Origin of the sequence: Deinococcus psychrotolerans (assembly GCF_003860465.1) — a bacterium.
Taxonomy (GTDB): Bacteria; Deinococcota; Deinococci; order Deinococcales; family Deinococcaceae; genus Deinococcus; species Deinococcus psychrotolerans.
Genome location: NZ_CP034184.1, coordinates 127,120 through 143,266, shown reverse-complemented (window position 1 = coordinate 143,266; position 16,147 = coordinate 127,120). Strand labels below are relative to the sequence as shown.

The following is a 16,147-nucleotide window of genomic DNA, read 5'->3' as shown; positions in this document are numbered from 1 at the left end:
CTACTGACCGAGTAACGCCCGCATATTCCAGTCAATGCGGCAGTAAGTATTAACGGTGCGGTAACGCTCGATGGTGCAGGCTGACAATCAGCGCCATTCAGCGTGACAGCTTACCTTTACTGTTTTTTGACATATGGCTTTGAGGATAGAGGAGATGGACTGATGCATCCCCAGGATTTGACCTTCGTGCATTTTCCGCTGGCTGCTCTGATCTGGCCACTTCAGCCGTCTACCCTGGTTGACCTGCCAGTCTCCAACGAGGTATGCACGAATGCGGCATTCCAGCGCGAATTCTGCCTTGAATCGCTGCCAGATCTCGCCCTACCGGATGGTGCTCATCTGATGCGCCTGAATACCCGCACAGGCACGCAGCGGGTGTGCCGGGTGCAGTTATGCGTTCTACCGGATGGCCGCCGCCTAGGTGTCATCGAGGATCTGCACGTGGAGTGAACCCAAAGCGCAGGACCAGCAGGCAAGTCACTTCTAGGCTGGATGATAGCGGGCGGCGAACTCGGCAGGTGGGACGTAGCCGAGACTGGAATGCAGGCGTTCTTGGTTGTAAAGCTTACCGATGAAGTGGTTCACATGGCGCTGTGCATCGTCCAGATCAGCATAATCTTGAAGATCAACCTCCTCTGTTTTGAGAGTTTTGTAGAAACTTTCCATGCGAGCGTTGTCGTAGGGATTGCCTCTTCTGGACATACTTGGCGTGATACCCATCGCCCGCAGGCGGGCGATATAGAGCCGGCTGGCATATTGGACACCTTGATCAGAGTGATGAAGGAGTCCAGGTGCTGGATTGCGAGCAGCAAGCGCGTTATTCAGCGCGGCCAGTGATAGGTCGGCGTCGATAAACTTTGACATTGACCAGCCCACGATCTCACGCGTGAAACTGTCCAGCACGCATGCCAAGTAGACGAAACCCTGCTTCACCCTCACATACGTCAGATCAGCTTGCCAGACCTGATCTGGTTGGGTTGGAATCACTTGTGGGAGCAGATTGGGGAAGCGTTTCTCGCTGTGAGTGGAATCGGTGGTGCGCTGGTAACGCCGCTTGGGTCGACACAATAAGCGATGTTCCCGCATGACCCGCAGAACGCGTTTGTGATTGATGGACTGCCCGCTGCGTGCCAGTTCGCGAGTGACCCGCCGATACCCATAGCCGTTCCACTTCAGCACCACTGCTTCAATGTCAGTAGCGAGTCGTTGATCTTGGTCGATGACTGCGCGGTTTCGTTGACGGAGGTACCACGACCGACTGACCGCATGCAGCTCACACAGGCGACGCACCGACACCGTGGGATGCGCGTGTCGCGCATCCGAGATCATTTGGTGCCTTTGTTCAAGCGGTACGTCGCCAGCGATTTTTTCAAGATGGTGTTTTCTAAGGCAAGTTGGCCGCAATACCGCTCCAGCTCAGCAATCCGCAGCTCGGCGCTGCGATCTGTGGCCACGCCGTCGGTGAAGGCGGCTTCTCCGCGCGCCTCGACCTCTTTGCGCCAACGGTGGATCAGGCTGGGCACTAAACCATGTTCCCGGCTGAGTTGAGCGGTCGTTCGCTGGCTTGAATTGATTTGGTTGACGACCTGAAGCTTGAATTCACGGCTGTGATTGCGTCCTGGCATGAATGCTCCTTCGCGCTGTGATCAGCCTAACGGCTGGTCGGGGCAAAGTGGCTTGGCCGTTGGTCCTCTCTAGGGGGTTCATTCCAACGCCTATCATCTCGATGCCCTGACCCAGTTGAATGACCGCCGGGCATTACTGCTCGACGCTGGACGGCCGTTTGAAATCCGCTCACTGGTGCTGCTGGATATTGACGGCTTCAAAGCCGTCAATGATGCACTCGGCCATGCAGCAGGTGATGCAGCACTGTGCATGCTGGCTCGCCTGCTGGAAAGTGCTGCTCACCGCTGGGGTGCGCGCGCCTATCGGCTTGGCGGTGACGAGTTCGTGCTACTGAGCAGTCTGCCGCTGAATGCCCAGCAGCTCATACCGGTGCAGGCTCACTTCAAGCAGGCACTCAGGACACTGGGCAGCGTGGAGAACGGCAGTTTCTCATATGGGCTGGCGCAGGCTCCATTCGATGGCCAGACTCTCACAGCCCTCTTGCGCCAGGCCGACACACACCTGAGCACTCACAAGACCCGCAGATGCGGCGAGGGAACCGGGCCGCTCAGGCAACTGCTCGGCTTGCCTCTTGACGCTGCTGGGCAGGAACACGGCGGTCGAAGGTGCGGCGCGTGAAATCGAGCCACCGCTCCACCGAGTATGCAAGTCAGAAGCATGCCTTCTCTTCTCGCCAGATCTGCTTTTTCGTGAGCAACCTTAAGGCCAAGAAATACCGTTCCAGACGAATTTTTCAAGAGTTAACGCTGCGGTAACGCCATTCAAAATAAGATTTCTGTGAACCAAGGGAGGGAACAATGAAAAAATTGACTGCAAGTCTTCTGATGCTCCTGGGATCGCTCGCACTGGCCGAAACCCGTACGGCCAGCACCCAGGTCACACTGACCGTATTGCCAGACTGCTCAATCAGCGCCACCGACATGGACCTGGGTGTGTACAACGCCCGCACCGGTGCGGCAGGCACCGCCACCGTGCGCGTCAAGTGCAACATCAACGCCGACGTGACGTTTGCGCCTAACCGAGCCGACAACAGCAAACGGGTCTTGAATGGTCCAGGCGGCAGCCAGATTCCTTACCGGCTGCAAGAAATCCTACCGCCAGATCAAAACGACATCGGCTTCGACAACCCTTTTGCCAATGTCGATTTCAGCAACACCGACACCACCGGCAGCTTCACAGTCAAATCCACCTCGCAAGGATCGTCCTTTTTGCTGCGCGGCACGGTTGCACCAGGACTTTGGAAACCTGCCGGGCAGTACACCGACCTGATCACGTTCACTATGACCTACACACCCTGAACGACCGCTGAACTCTGACCCTTCGCCTTCATTCCGCCTTTACAAGGAGAATCACTATGAAACTGCACACCCTATTCATTGCCGCTGCCCTCGCCGCCTCCGCCGCCCTCGCAGACACCAAGACTGCCAGCAGCCAAGTCAGCCTATCGGTGCTGCCTGACTGCACCATTAGCGCCACCGACATCGATCTGGGCGTCTACAACTTTCGCACTGGGGCTAGCGGCTCGGGCACGGTGCGGGTCAAGTGCAACGTGTCGGACGCGCAGCTGGTGTTCGGAACCACACCGCCTTCGGATAGTGCCGCGTTCGGCAGTGGCACCTCTATGACCGTCAACCGCACGCTAACTGGCCCAAGCGCAGCTACTATTCCCTATCAAGCCAAATTCAGCTTCGCTCCCAATGTCCCTGGTCAGCAGCTCATCAATTTTGAAGGGGTCTCGGTTAAAGGTGTCGGCTCTTTGGGCTATCTGGGCCTTCACAATGATCTCAACAACATTGATCTCCCTGTCGTGGCCACCGTAGCTCCCGGTCTGTGGAAACCTGCCGGACAGTACACTGACCTGATCGTCTACACCCTGAATTACAACATGCCCACCTTCTAAGCTGTTTCAGGAAACCCATCATGCTGACTCGCCGATTTGCCCACCCAATTGCTTTGCTGGCGCTGCTGCCCTCCCTAGCGCTCGCCACCATGCTGCCGGACCCCACCAGCACGCCCGTCACGGCCCAGTACCTGCCCTCATGTGGCCTGAGCGCTACTGATCTGGATTTTGGGATTTACAACAGTCGCGTGGGAGCGTCGGGCATGGCCACCGTCCAGGTCACCTGCAACACCAGTTACAGCGTGACGTACAGCGGCTTCAGCGGGCAGCTCAAGCGGGGTGGCGAACGAATCGGCTACACCCTTACAGCCCAGAAAGTCGGCGGCCTGGGCGCGGCCCTCACCCTCAAGGCCAACTGCCTGGGCCTGTGCGACCTGGTCCAAACCAGCAGCGCCCTGACCGGCAACGGCAGCGCCCTGTATGACCGCTACACCCTGGTCGGCGCGGTGCCTGCTTTGCAAACGGCCCCGGCAGGAACTTATAGCGACACCGTGACATTCACTCTGAATTACAACCCGGAATAATCGACTTGTTTTAAAAGCCTGATTGCCCCGAACCTGCCGAACTGAAACGTGACCACCTGAACAATGCTATCGCTGCCTGGAGCTTCCCGCTCAGCGGCCCACCGACCCTGTGACCCGGCTTCTCCGGGTGACGTCCTTCCCTTTTGGCAATGGTTGTCGCTTGCTCCTGGAGACCACATGAACCCGTTACGCGCCTGCCTCGCTTTGACCCTGGCCCTCAGCCTCGCCGCCTGTAACATGGCCAGCACACCGCCCAGCCCGGCGGCCTCAACCCCAGCCACCGCCGAAAAGGCCCCAACTCAGAGCCATCCCCTCATCACCGCCCAGTCGCTAAATGTGCCACCCGAAGCGCAGACGCTGGTCAACAGCCTGGTCTCTCAAGGCCAGTCAGTCCAGGACGTGGCAGCAACGGTGCAAACCCAGTTTCACTTGAGCGCCTCGCTGCTGGCCCAAGCCCTGAGTACGGCCCACCTCAGTGATCAGGACATCGTCTCGGCCCTCAAGGCCCAGGCCTTCAGCTTGCTGGACGCGGGGGGAGCGTTGCAGTCGGTTCTGGGCAAGAATGCCACTGACGCCTTGGCGCTGCTCAAATCGGTGGCTTACCTGAATCTCAATACGCCTGCCCAATGGCCCGCCATCAGCGATATGCTGCGCCAGATCTATAAGTACAAGCCCGACGACTTCGTGTCGCTACTCAAATCTAGCCGCCTGCTCAGGTCGGTGGTCAGCTTCGATCTGTGGAACAATCTCGGCCTGACACTGGGCGGCACTTTTGGTCAATCACCTGTGGCAGCGTTGCAAACCATTAAGAATTCAGGCTTCTACACCATCACCGACCCCAATGCGGTGAAGGGCTTTGGCTATTTTCTGCATGACGGCCTGAAACTGAGCGCAGACAAAGCAGTGGCCGCGCTGGTGCAATCCGGCGTGGTGCAGCTCGGTGATTCGGCCACCTATCTCAACGTGGCGACGACCCTTAAGGATGTATTCGGCAGCAGCGCCGCGCAGGTCGCCCAAGCGTTTAAGGGAGCCGGATATGCCGTGGTGGACACCGCCAACGTGCTCAAGGCCCTCTTTTCATCTACCGCCTCAGACGCGGCCAGCGCCCTCAAGGCAGCGGGCTACAGCGTGGTGGACGTGGCGCTGGGCCTGAAAACTATCTTTGAGCAGACGGCCAGCCAAGCGGCTAGCACCCTGAAAGGGGTGGGCTACAACATCGCGGATGTGGCGTTGGGCCTGAGAACCACTTTCGCCCAAACCGCCAATCAAGTTGGCAGCATCCTTAAAGACACCTTTTCAGCGGGGGCCAGCGCGGTGGCCGGAGCGCTTCAAAGTGCGGGTTACGCTATTGATGACGTGGCTAGCACCTTGAAGAACGTCTTTTCGTCCAGTGCCAAGGATGTCGCCAGCATCCTTAAGAATCTGAAATACGACATCAAAGGCATTGCCCGCACCCTCAAGTCAGTGTTCAACTCGTCGGCCTTGCAGGTCGCAGGCTTCTTCAAAGACTTGGGCTATACCTACGTCGATATCGGCTACGCTCTCAAGGACGCCTTCTCGTCCAGCGCCAACGATGTGGCGGGCATCTTCAAGAGCCTGGGTGTCAGTATCACCGACATCGGCAACACCCTGAAGAACGTCTTCTCGTCTAGCGCTTCACAAGTAACGGGCATCTTCAAGAACCTGGGCTACAACATTCAAGATATCGCCAGCACCCTCAAGTTGGTCTTCAACTCTTCGGCCTTCCAAGTAGCGGGATTTTTCAAAGATTTGGGTTACGGCTATGTTGAGATCGGTAATACACTTAAAAATGTTTTCTCTTCCTCTGCCTCGCAGGTGGCGGGATTTTTCAAAGACCTGGGTTACGGCTATGTTGAGATCGGCAATACGCTCAAGAATGTTTTCTCTTCCTCTGCCTCGCAGGTGGCCAGCATCTTCAAAGGTCTGGGCTACAGCTTTGATCAGATCGGCAGCACCCTCAAAAACGTCTTTGGCAGCAGCACCAGTACCGTGGCAAGCATCTTCAAAGGGCTGGGAGCCAATGCGACGGACGTTGCCAACACCCTCAAAAATGTCTTCAGCAGCAGCGCCAACGATGTGGCGAGCGTGCTCAGATACGCTTTTGGCAGCGGCGCGTCCGAAGTGGCGGGCGTGCTGAAAAATGTCTTCTCAGCCAGTGCAAACACGGTGGCTAGCACCCTCAAGAGCGTCTTCGGCAGCGGGGCCAGCGACGTTGCCAGCGCTCTCAAGTCAGCGGGATACGCTCTCAAGGACATCGCTTCGACTATTGAAAGTGTCTTCTACAAGTCAGCCAACGATGTGGCGGCCATCTTCAGCGACGTGCTCAAGGTGTCGACAGATGAGATCAAGAGCACTTTCAGCTCGCTCGGTCAGGACATCGGCGATTTTCTCAAGAACATCGGCGACACCATCAAAGACGGTTTTTGCAGCATCTTCCATTGCTGAGCGCTTGCTCATCCTGAACTGAGCCGGGCCAGTATCCCCATGTGAGGGCTGGCCCTCAACACAGACAGCCTCAACGCATACCCAGCCAATGGCCTCCTACACTGGAACCTTATGAAACAATACCTGAACCCTGTTCTCCGTCTGACGCTGGGCGCTTTCCTTCTCCTCAGCAGTGCGGCCCTAAGTGCCCAGGCCGCCTCGCTGCAAATCAGCCCCACCAGCCTGCGCTTCGATTTGCCGCAGCCCCGCGCCGGATCGCTGACGCTGAGTAACCCCTCGAGTGAGCCAGTGACAGTCAGCGTAGAACTATCTCGCTGGACACAGACGGGAGGCGAGGATCAGTTTGCGCCGACCCAGGACGTACTGGTCAATCCGGCGCGGTTCGTGGTGCCGCCCAACGGCTCGCAGATTATCCGGGTGGGCTGGCGCAGCAAGGCGCTGCCCGGCAGTGAGCAGGCCTATCGGATGACGGTGCAAAATGTGCCGGGGCCGTCATCAGCGGGTGAGGGGATCAAGGTGCAGGTGGTCTTGAAGATGAACGTGCCGCTGCTTTTCACCTTGCCCACTGCCCAGCCGAAGGTGAGCTGGACATTGACGCGCCAGAGCGACCAGGTACAGCTCAGCGTTCAGAACAGCGGCGCACATTTTGCCAGTTTCAACAATGTGACGCTGATCAGCGGCGATTACAAGGCCAGCGTCGGATCGTTCGCGGTGCTGGCGGGAGGCCTGCTCAGCTTCACGTTACCTAGCGCAGTAGCGGCGCTGACGGGCGGCACTGCTGCCCAGATCAACTACGATGCTCAGGATAAGAGCAAGGTGGGAGAACGTGAAACGCTCACGCTGGCGCTGCCTTAGTCTGTTGCTGGGGCTGACACTGGGGCAGGCCAGTGCCCAACAGACCAGCACTCAACAGGCCCAGGGCGAATTGCCGGTCCAATCGGCCACCTGTCCCGCTGTGGACGAGACGCTGATCAGCTTGCAAGTCGGCGACGACAACCGGGGTGATGCCACCGCGCTGATCAGCGGCGCGGGCATTCTGATTTCAGAAGGTGGTCTTCTGCCCGAGGAAGCGACCTACATTGCCGAGACGCTACTCTGCGCAGGTAATTCATATGTCCGGCTCAAACCCCAGGTCGGGGTGGTGTTCTCACCAGGCAACCAGCAGATCGTGGTGACACCTGCGCCCTTGCTGTTGGGCCAGCATGATTATGATCTGGCGACAGGCAGTCTCAGCCCCAGTACCCGTCTGCCGGTGCTACGCCTGACCTATCAGGTAGGAGGGCGTATCGGTTTACAACTTGCCACCGCACAGACCGAGATCAGCCCTGAGGTGCGGCTGGGCAAGGCTACGGCGGCGCTGCGACTACGCGGCCAGTACGATTCATCCCAGCCTCAAAGCACCGCTGCGCAGTTGGGTTTCCGGGCCAGTTATCCGCTCACGCGGGCGCTGGACGCCGAAGTTCTCTACCAGGAAGATAGGAGCGTGACCAGCAGTGTCAGCGGCGCAGCCAGCGGCTTTAGCGGCCTTCGCCTAACTTACCACCCAGCACAGGTCCCACAGCTCAAGAGCCTCACCTTTTTACTACCGACCCGCAACACTCTAGAAATCTACGACAACGGTTTCCTGATTCAGAGCGTGGACGCCCTGCCAGGTCGGGTGAATCTGCAAAACATCCCGCTGCACTATCAGAAAGGCGAAATCAGCGTGCGGGCAGTCAGCGGCGCACGCGAGGTGGCCCACATAAGTTACGATCTCGGCAGCGCACCCGTTTCAACGGGGCCACAGCTCCTGGCCGAGGGCGGCTGGCTGGATCAGCACGCTTACGTGGGCACCCAGCTCAACTGGGCGATTAATCCGCACTGGGCTATGACGGGCGCGGCGAGCTGGCAGGACCAAGTCGGTGCGCAACTCAGCGCGGGCGTGAGTGCCAGCTTCGATCCCGTGTCGCTGAATGCCAGCATCAGCGCTGTACTGGATGCCCAGAACAAATTGCAGGCAGCCCTCAACGCCGGGATCAATTACACGCTGGGCGACTACGGGGTGGGCGGCGTAGTCAGTCTGCCGCTGGACAACCTCAAGGCTTTTCAAGTCAGCTTCACGTCCAGCCTCAACCGAAGTGGCGTCAACGTGACATCCAGCTTCGGCTATCAGAACAGCAGCCAGCAGTTCAGCGGAGCACTCAGCGCCGGATGGCAGGTCAGCCAGCAGCTCGCCCTTCAGAACTTCGTCAGCGTAACCGGCGAGAGCAGCCGCTTTGGAATCCGCGCCACTTACACCCCCGGCCCCAACGATACGCTGAGGACCGAGGCGTCGGCCAGACCATCGGTCAGCTATACCCACGCCTTCAACGACGCCACCTCCGTAAAGCTGACCACCGACTTCAGCGGCGCGCAACTGGAATACCGCTCCCAGTCGCTTGTCGACGCTTACCTACTGGCCGACACCAGCGGGATGGCTGTGCTCAACGTGCGTGGGGCACTGACGCTGGTGGCTGGGCAGCTCTCGGCAGGGCTGAACAACGCGGGCAATATCTTGGTGGTCCATACCGGCGTGCCGAACCTGCGGATCAGCCTCAACGGGCAGCCGCAAGGCCGCACCGACGCGGCGGGCGATGTAGTGCTCAGTGGCGTGGACGCGGATGTGCCGCAACTCATCCGCTTTAATCTGGATGATTTACCGCTGGAGGTCAGCGTGAAAAACAATGAATTCAGTGTGCGGGTAGTTGAAGCGGGCGTCTACGAGCTGGACTTGCGTGACCAGTTCACCGTCTCACGCCTTATAACCTTCAAATGGAAGAACGGTCAGCCCGCCGCTGAGGGCCGCCTTGTCGTTGGGCGCAAGACGTATCTGCTTGACGCAGACGGCTCGGCTTTCGTGGATAGCGCCAACCGCGACCTTCCTGCCGAATTGCAGTTCGGCGACGAGAAATGCAACGTGTTGCTGCGGCAGCTCAGTGAGGTTACATGTCAGCCCTAAGCCGCTTAATCTCGCCCGGAGCGCTGCGCCGCTGTCTGCTGCTCAGCTTGCTGTTCGGCGGCGCAGCACAGGCCCAGGAGGCGCAGTCACCGCCGTACACCTGCACGGTGGTGCTACCCGCTGGCCTGGATTTTGGCCCTTACCGTTTCTCGCAGGGCGTCACCCTGGCCAGCGGCCTAGTGGTGACATGCAGCGCCGCTGCAGTGGGGGCCGGGCCGCTGCATGTCTCGCTGAGTTCCAATCTTTACGTCGGTGGTCAGTTGCCCGCGCTCACGCTTGGAAGTGAGCGCCTGAGCTACATGCTCGCCATCGGTCCCGGCAAACTGCCGTTCGGCCCCACCGGATTTCCGCTGACTTTCGATTTTTCGCGCAGCCGTAGTCCGGCACCGCTGAGTGTGCCGCTACTGGGCCAGATTCCTGCTGGGCAATGGAAGCCCGCCGGGACGTATCAGGGAAATCTGGAAGTGACGCTGAATTTCTTACCCTGATTTGATCTGCCAGGGACCAAAGTAGCACTGTGCCTGAGTAAAGTTTCTTGTACCAGGAAGATGCTTGCAAATGGATCATCCTGAATATGACTAATCGGTTATTTAGATAAATGTGAAAAACTTATCATAGCGAAGGCGTGTATTTGTGAAATTATCAACCTGTGCAACTTCTGCTGCTGGGAGGATTCTGGTGGACGTCACTGGATGAAGCGGAGCGCCAGCTCCTCACGCCGAATCTTAACGCCTGGGTATGCGCCATCCTGGCAACCAGCGAACAACCCGTCACCCGTGAATATCTGGCTGACCTGCTGTGGCCCGAACTTAATGCTGGTGCCTCGGCCAACTCGCTGCGCCAGCGCCTGCACCGGCTCAAGCAGACGCCGTTAATCGCTGGTCTCAATGTGGGACCAAAACTCCTCAAGTGGACCGGCGACTCGGACGTGGCCGCCTTTCGCCGCTGCTGCACGTCAGGCGACTGGCTGGGGGCACTGACGCTTTATGGGGGGCCTCTCCTTCAGGGAGTGCCCTTCGCGGCTCACCAGCCGCTCGAAGACTGGCTGGAGCCGCAGCGCACCAAGCTGCACGGCGCGTACCGGCATGCACTGTGGCAGCGCACCAGAGAGCTTCAGGCCAGCGGCGAGCGTCAGGCCGTGGTGGCACTGCTGCACCAGGCCACCCAACTCGACCCGGACGCCTCAGATGTGGTGGCCGAACTGGCCCGCAGTTATCTGATCCTGCGCGAGCCGCTCAAGGCGACTCAGGCCATCGGGCAGCACCAGGCTCACTTGGAGCGCGAACTCGGAGAAGGATTGCCCGCTGACTTGGAAACCCTGCTAGCCGAAGCGCGGGGTGCGCTGGGCACTGCCGACGCGCCGACCTTGTGGGGTTTACCCACTTTCCTGACCAGTTTTGTGGGCCGCCAGATCGAGCAGCAGACGGCTCTTGCCCGCCTCACTGCCGGTCCGGCGCACCGCTGGTTGACCATTGCCGGTGCGGGCGGCGTGGGTAAGACCCGGCTGGCCACCGAACTGGCGCGTGTCTACGCTGAGCAGACCCGACACGGCGTGTACTTCTTCTCGCTCGCCCCACTATCCGAGGAAAGCCAAGTCGTTGAGGCGATCTTGCAAGCGTTCGGTGAACCACTCGAAGGACAATTACCACCGCGAACCCGCTTGTTCCGGGCCTTGGAGAGGCGCGAGGTGTTGCTGGTGCTGGACAACTTCGAGCACTTGAGTGGGATAGCAGATCTGCTGCCCGCCCTGCTCTCAGCCTGCCCGCAGGTGCGGCTTCTGATCACCTCGCGCCAGCGTCTACATTTTCAAGCCGAGGAGGTGCTACGGCTGGGACCATTGGGAGGCGAGCAAACAAATGCCCCGGACACCAGTAGCGTGCAACTTTTCATCGACCGGGCCAGCCGGGCCGACTTGTCCTTCGACACGGCGGGATCACAAAGCACCATCAGTCGTATCGTCGAGCGTTGTGAGGGGCTGCCGCTGGCCATCGAACTGGCCGCCGCCTGGATCGGCGAGTACAGCCCCGAAGTGGTCCTGAGTCAGATGCAGCAGAGCTGGGACTTTCTGCAGACCTCGCTACGCGATATCTCCGAGCGCCACCGTTCGCTGCGGGCCGTGTTTGAGTACTCCTGGCAGGTGCTCCCGCTAGGATTGCGGGCCGCTTACACCTACCTGGCTATATTCCGCTCACCGTTCAGCGCTGCTGCCGCCGCTGCGTTGGGCGTGAGCGAACCGGAATTGCATCTGCTTGAACAGCGCTCGCTGATCAATGCGGCCAGCGGCGGGCTGTTCGTCTGGCACGAGAACCTGCGCACGTATGCGCTGGAGCAGCTCGGCGATCAACTCACTGGGAAGCTCGATTTACACCTGGATTATTTTCTGATGCTGGCCGAGGTGGCGGCCCCGCAACTCAAGGGCCGCGAGCAGGCCCGCATTCTCAGCGAGCTGGCCGCCGTCTACCCGGACCTTCGCAGTGCGCTAGCTTACGCCGTGCGGGCTGGGCAGATCGGACGCGGACTACGGCTTTCCGGGGCGCTGCATTGGTTCTGGTACGTACGCGGCTTTCTGGAGGAAGGCCTGAGTTGGCTCGATCTGTTTCTGGATAAGGCCGAGCATCAGTCGCACCTCAATGACTCAGCCGCTTACGCCCTGGCCCTACGCTGCGCTGGTGGCCTCTCCAAAGACCGGAGCTTGTTCGAGATTGCAGCGCAGCGCTTTGTTGGAGCCATGCAGCTTTACCGCTCCTTGAATGACCTCACTGGGCAAGCCCATACCGCCCACATGCAGGGCGTGCTAGAGCGTGATCTGGGGCATTACCCGGCGGCCCGGCAAGCCTTTGGTGAAGCCATCAGCTTGCGAGAGCAGGAAGGTGACCAGCAAGGGCTAGCAACCACTCTCAACGATCTGGGTATTCTCAGCGCCTACGAGGGTGACCGGGCCGCCGCCCGCTCCTTCTTTGAGCGCAGTCTGGTGCTCAAGCGCGAGGTGGGGGATATCCAGGGAGTGGCCTACGCCCTGAACAACATTACGAATGTCATTGATGATCTGGACGAGATTTTAACGCTGAATGCTGAGAGCCTGCGGCTCAAACTGGAACTAGGCGACGTGCAGGGCAGCGCGGTGAGCTACGTCAACTACGCTCATAACTTCATTGAGCTCGGGCGTCTGGACGAGGCGGCGGCGCAGTACATTCAGGCGCTGCGGCTGTTTCGTCAGCTGGGCAGTTTCAGCGCTGCCGCCGAGCTCCTCGGCTCGGTGGCCCACGTTGCCCTGGAATATCACCAGTTTGTTGCAGCGTTGGAATTCGCCGATGCGGCGTTGCATATGGAAACCGTGACAGGTGTGAAGATGCTTACTTCTGTCCGCGCAGGAGCTGTAGAGGTTCGTCGACGGGCACTGGAACACGTGACTGTACGTCCACTTCCCGAATGGGCCGCTGATCCGGCCCACGCGCTGGAAATGGCATTGCGGTTTCTGGAGGAGAACCTGACGACCAAATCTACGGGCCTAGGCCAACTCTATGGCCTGGCGAGAACAAGCGCCTGACGGTCTGACGTAGCCCTCCAGAGTCAGAGGGTGACACTGACCGGTATCACGTGCATCTATTCTGAGTTGCGTGTTCGGAAGTCAGACAGCGGCGCAGTGCTCCGTGGTTCTGACAAGTTGTTGGCGTAGGGTGAGGCTGTGCTGACCGACCAGAAGCTTTCAGGGTACCGATTCCCGCTTTCGGTCATAGGCCATGCCGTCTGGCTTTACCAGCGTTATGCCCTGAGTTATCAGGATGTCGAAGAGCTGCTGTTTGAGCAGGGCATCGAGTGTCCCGCGAATCTATCCGCACCTGGTGCATCAATTTCAGTGGTGAATTCGCTCAAAACTTGCGCCATCGGGACGAGATGCACGTGGTCGTGGTGGGGTGACCCATTGGCTGTGGAGGGCTGTCGACGAACACGGAACCGTGCTCGACGTATTCCTCCAGCGGCACCGAGACACTTCAGCGGCGACGTCGTTTTTCCAACGTCTGGCGGGTGAATATGACGTCCCAGAAACAATCTGCACTGACAAGCTGGCACGCTATGGGGCGGCTATCCGTGAGCTTCCGTTACTGGACGACATCGATCATCGGTAGGTGATCTCGACAGCCCGGTGTAACAATTTGATTGAACAGCGGGCAGGTGTCCATCCGGGCGTATCGTCGTGAACGGAGCGGCCAGGCCCCATACGGGTGCCGTTCTGGACAAGAACACCCGTGTGGGGCCATTCCTCCCATTCTGCCCAAGACAATCTCATCGTCTTACACGACGTCAGGAACGGAGTCAACTGGGATTCCGGCAGGTCAAACGGGCCCAAGGTTTTCTCGACCTACACGCCAGAATCGCTAATCTTCACGGCTCTGCCCGCTCAACCATCATTGCCAATGACCGACGATCTTCCCTGAGTGCCGCGCTGCAAAGCTGGAAGGCCGTTGTGTAGCAGGTGGCCTGAAGTTCAGGCCACCTGCTACCGTTGCTCCTCGGGTCTACCTTGTCGGCAACAACTTGCCAGAACCCTTTGGGTAGTTCAGTTGTAGATGCGCTTGAGTTGCACCGTGTACCGGGCCAATTCGTGCGGTGTGCCGACGACCTGCGCCGCATTCACCCTCAGTTGCAGCACACCCTGGTCGTAAGGATCGAACTTCAAGTACTGATTGGCGAGCAAAATCACTCGCCGCCAATCCCCCGACGCTTCAAACCGGGTGAGCTGCACGCGCAGCTCCAACGTGAAGGTCAACCAGAGTTCTTCGCGGATCTCCTGCACCCACGCGCTATCTTGGATGCTGGGCATGAACTCACCCCGGTACAGCGCCAACATCCGCGCCGCCTCACCCCGGTCTGCCGCTTGCCGGAAAGCTGAGACGTCCAGCTCACAGTGAACCAGCCTCCCGAGTCGGTAGACCGGAGCGTTCTTCAAGCCGGTGAAGACCACCACCTCCCGGCCCAGCTGTTCACGTAACTCAGCGATCGCGCTCCGGATATACCCACTGCCGGTCTTGGGGTCCTTATCTGGGTAAAGGGCCAGTTGAATCTCAGCGCGGGTTTTGCCTGGATGCAGATGCAGGTACGCCAGCAGCAGCGCACTTCCTTTCAGCGAGAGCGGCACCTCGGTGTGGTCTTTGAAGACGCTGACGCGGCCTAAAGTGCTGATCTGCAACGACATCAAGCTGTCTTCTGGCAGGCGCGGCGAGCCGATCAGGTGCGCTAAGTTATCCAGTACTGGCTCTAACAGCGGAGCCGTTTCTGGTTCCAGCAGCGCGTAATGCACCAGTTCTTGCAGCTCGTCGAAGTCGGGCTGGAATGCCGTATGAAGCTTGAGGCGCAGCATCTCGAACAGCGCTTCCCTGAAGTGCGTAACGGCCAGTTCGCTGCGCTGATCACTGAGCGCGGCGGCCCCGGCGTGCATCAGCACTCGAATCAATTCCGGGGCACGGCCCTGCTGACGCAGCTGCTGCGCGGCCCGGTGAAGGGCATCTTCCGCTTCTTTTGGTTGATGGCGTCGGCGCAGCAGCATGCCGAACGCAGCCCAGAGTTCTGCGGGCCACTGCTCTTGAGGCGTGCCAAACTCCGCTAACGTCCGCAACCCTTCCCCGAAGCGTTCCAGGGCGCTGTAGCGTTCGGCCAGCTTCGCAGTAGCCCAGACGCTCAGTTCGTAATCTTCGAGCGCCCCGGCTCGCAGGGCCACTTCCTCCAGATGCTCGGTGTAGCGCTCAAACTTGCCTGTCAGGCGCTGCAACTCACAGCGGGCAATGAGCGCGAGGGTATGCTCCCGCACAGCGTCGGTGTAACGCAGCGCTCGTCCCACCAGTTCTAGCGTCGCTTCCGCACCGAGGTAGTCTCCTTGCTGAATCTGCAATTCCAGCAGGCCGTGCAAAGCGGTCAGGCGCGGCTGCGGGAGCGGCTGTTCAGGGAGTTGACGCAACGCTTCTTGGAAGAGGTGTTTAGCTCGGCTGTGATTGCCAGTCCGTAAATATGTCTGCGCCAGCGAACTGGTGACTCGCGCCGTGAGTTCAGCGTCGCCAAACGCGATGTATCCGTACCACGCCCGCTCCAGGCGTTTGATGCCCGCTTCAATATCACCGTGCTGGAGTTCAGTTACCCCCCACCACCGCAAGCAGCGCAGACTCAGTTCACCGTGCAAATCTGGGTGTACCGAAGCGAAATGACGGCAAGCCTCTTCGAATCGGCCAGCGAAACGCAAGTAATTTCCGTACTCGACGCTCGCTTCTGAATCGCCTTGCAGGTGGGCCTGAAGAAGCGGCAGCTCCGCCAGTTGAGCTTCGCCGCTGCGGAGGTACGCCAGGCCCAAGAGTCGCCACGTAACCGGGGTGTCGGCTGCGCTTTCAAGGGCTGCAATCACCGCCTGGTATTGACCGAGTTCGAGTTGACTTTGAAGCTGTTCCACGGCGCTTTTTCCTCGTGCTTGCAGCACAGCGTTTATTGTAAGTCCATGAATAATACCCTGTCTGCCCGGAAAGTCATGATCATGGCCCTCGCTGGACTGATGCTCAGCGGCGCAGCGAGTGCTGGCCTGATTCTCCCAGGGAACTCTGGCGTCCTGTCTGCGCCGCACGTCGGCAAGTGAGCGTCCCCGCGCCCACGCCCGTTCCGCACCCTGCGCCG

The 16,147-nt window shown here is 59.4% G+C and carries 14 protein-coding genes and 2 pseudogenes; 13 read left to right on the top strand and 3 right to left on the bottom strand.

The genetic code is table 11. The annotated features are described in order from the left end of the window. Positions 1 to 162: 162 nt before the first annotated feature. Positions 163 to 450: a hypothetical protein gene (locus EHF33_RS14420; protein ID WP_124873429.1), complete on the top strand. Its 288-nt coding sequence runs from the start codon at positions 163 to 165 to the stop codon at positions 448 to 450. A gap of 33 nt (positions 451 to 483) precedes the next feature. Here the strand turns inward: EHF33_RS14420 and EHF33_RS14415 are convergent, their stop codons facing one another. Together EHF33_RS14415 and EHF33_RS14410 are read right to left on the bottom strand one after the other, a co-directional pair. Then, a complete protein-coding gene (locus EHF33_RS14415) occupies positions 484 to 1,329 on the bottom strand; it encodes an IS3 family transposase (RefSeq protein WP_124867809.1) in 846 nt (281 codons plus the stop codon). Beyond that, complete coding sequence (locus EHF33_RS14410; protein ID WP_124867807.1) at positions 1,326 to 1,625, bottom strand: transposase; 300 nt, start codon at positions 1,623 to 1,625, stop codon at positions 1,326 to 1,328. The genes EHF33_RS14415 and EHF33_RS14410 overlap by 4 nt, the downstream gene beginning before the upstream one ends. A 106-nt stretch (positions 1,626 to 1,731) precedes the next feature. Here EHF33_RS14410 and EHF33_RS14405 point away from each other — a divergent pair, with 106 nt between their 5' ends. From EHF33_RS14405 to EHF33_RS21905, 11 genes and pseudogenes are all read left to right on the top strand, one after another. Continuing rightward, positions 1,732 to 2,244 carry a GGDEF domain-containing protein gene (locus EHF33_RS14405; protein WP_124873427.1) on the top strand — a complete coding sequence of 171 codons (513 nt, stop codon included), beginning with the start codon at positions 1,732 to 1,734 and terminating at the stop codon, positions 2,242 to 2,244. A gap of 179 nt (positions 2,245 to 2,423) precedes the next feature. Next, on the top strand, positions 2,424 to 2,924 hold the full coding sequence (locus EHF33_RS14400; protein WP_124873425.1) for a spore coat protein U domain-containing protein: 501 nt from the start codon (positions 2,424 to 2,426) through the stop codon (positions 2,922 to 2,924). A gap of 56 nt (positions 2,925 to 2,980) precedes the next feature. After that, a complete protein-coding gene (locus EHF33_RS14395) occupies positions 2,981 to 3,526 on the top strand; it encodes a spore coat protein U domain-containing protein (RefSeq protein ID WP_124873423.1) in 546 nt (181 codons plus the stop codon). 20 nt (positions 3,527 to 3,546) lie between these two features. Continuing rightward, entirely contained in the window at positions 3,547 to 4,050 is a 504-nt protein-coding gene (locus tag EHF33_RS14390) for a spore coat protein U domain-containing protein (protein ID WP_124873421.1), read from the top strand. Positions 4,051 to 4,227: 177 nt separating this feature from the next. Then, entirely contained in the window at positions 4,228 to 6,516 is a 2,289-nt protein-coding gene (locus EHF33_RS14385; RefSeq protein WP_124873419.1) for a phage tail protein, read from the top strand. A gap of 111 nt (positions 6,517 to 6,627) precedes the next feature. Continuing rightward, positions 6,628 to 7,371, top strand: coding sequence for a fimbrial biogenesis chaperone (locus EHF33_RS14380; RefSeq protein WP_124873417.1), 744 nt, complete (start codon positions 6,628 to 6,630; stop codon positions 7,369 to 7,371). Then, positions 7,343 to 9,493, top strand: a complete 2,151-nt coding sequence (locus tag EHF33_RS14375) for a fimbria/pilus outer membrane usher protein (RefSeq protein WP_124873415.1) — start codon at positions 7,343 to 7,345, stop codon at positions 9,491 to 9,493. Before EHF33_RS14380 ends, EHF33_RS14375 begins: the two co-directional genes overlap by 29 nt. Continuing rightward, on the top strand, positions 9,481 to 9,981 hold the full coding sequence (locus EHF33_RS14370) for a spore coat protein U domain-containing protein (protein WP_124873413.1): 501 nt from the start codon (positions 9,481 to 9,483) through the stop codon (positions 9,979 to 9,981). Before EHF33_RS14375 ends, EHF33_RS14370 begins: the two co-directional genes overlap by 13 nt. 161 nt (positions 9,982 to 10,142) lie before the next feature. Continuing rightward, complete coding sequence (locus EHF33_RS14365) at positions 10,143 to 13,040, top strand: ATP-binding protein (RefSeq protein ID WP_124873411.1); 2,898 nt, start codon at positions 10,143 to 10,145, stop codon at positions 13,038 to 13,040. Between the two features lie 138 nt (positions 13,041 to 13,178). Next, positions 13,179 to 13,617 (top strand): annotated as a pseudogene (locus tag EHF33_RS21490) (IS6 family transposase); the annotation flags it as partial. A gap of 155 nt (positions 13,618 to 13,772) precedes the next feature. Beyond that, positions 13,773 to 13,907, top strand: a pseudogene (locus EHF33_RS21905) (IS6 family transposase); the annotation flags it as partial. 144 nt (positions 13,908 to 14,051) lie between these two features. Here EHF33_RS21905 and EHF33_RS14355 read toward each other — a convergent pair. Next, positions 14,052 to 15,956, bottom strand: coding sequence for an SARP family transcriptional regulator (locus EHF33_RS14355; protein ID WP_241191362.1), 1,905 nt, complete (start codon positions 15,954 to 15,956; stop codon positions 14,052 to 14,054). An 18-nt stretch (positions 15,957 to 15,974) separates the two neighbouring features. Between EHF33_RS14355 and EHF33_RS21760 the strand changes: the two genes are divergently transcribed. Continuing rightward, complete coding sequence (locus EHF33_RS21760; protein ID WP_277425542.1) at positions 15,975 to 16,109, top strand: hypothetical protein; 135 nt, start codon at positions 15,975 to 15,977, stop codon at positions 16,107 to 16,109. Positions 16,110 to 16,147 lie beyond the last annotated feature (38 nt).

Coding starts and splice junctions, on each gene's coding strand:
- EHF33_RS14420 (WP_124873429.1), top strand. CDS start 163: ATGCATCCCCAGGATTTGACCTTCGTGCATTTTCCGCTGGCTGCTCTG.
- EHF33_RS14415 (WP_124867809.1), bottom strand. CDS start 1,329: ATGATCTCGGATGCGCGACACGCGCATCCCACGGTGTCGGTGCGTCGC.
- EHF33_RS14410 (WP_124867807.1), bottom strand. CDS start 1,625: ATGCCAGGACGCAATCACAGCCGTGAATTCAAGCTTCAGGTCGTCAAC.
- EHF33_RS14400 (WP_124873425.1), top strand. CDS start 2,424: ATGAAAAAATTGACTGCAAGTCTTCTGATGCTCCTGGGATCGCTCGCA.
- EHF33_RS14395 (WP_124873423.1), top strand. CDS start 2,981: ATGAAACTGCACACCCTATTCATTGCCGCTGCCCTCGCCGCCTCCGCC.
- EHF33_RS14390 (WP_124873421.1), top strand. CDS start 3,547: ATGCTGACTCGCCGATTTGCCCACCCAATTGCTTTGCTGGCGCTGCTG.
- EHF33_RS14385 (WP_124873419.1), top strand. CDS start 4,228: ATGAACCCGTTACGCGCCTGCCTCGCTTTGACCCTGGCCCTCAGCCTC.
- EHF33_RS14380 (WP_124873417.1), top strand. CDS start 6,628: ATGAAACAATACCTGAACCCTGTTCTCCGTCTGACGCTGGGCGCTTTC.
- EHF33_RS14370 (WP_124873413.1), top strand. CDS start 9,481: ATGTCAGCCCTAAGCCGCTTAATCTCGCCCGGAGCGCTGCGCCGCTGT.
- EHF33_RS21760 (WP_277425542.1), top strand. CDS start 15,975: ATGAATAATACCCTGTCTGCCCGGAAAGTCATGATCATGGCCCTCGCT.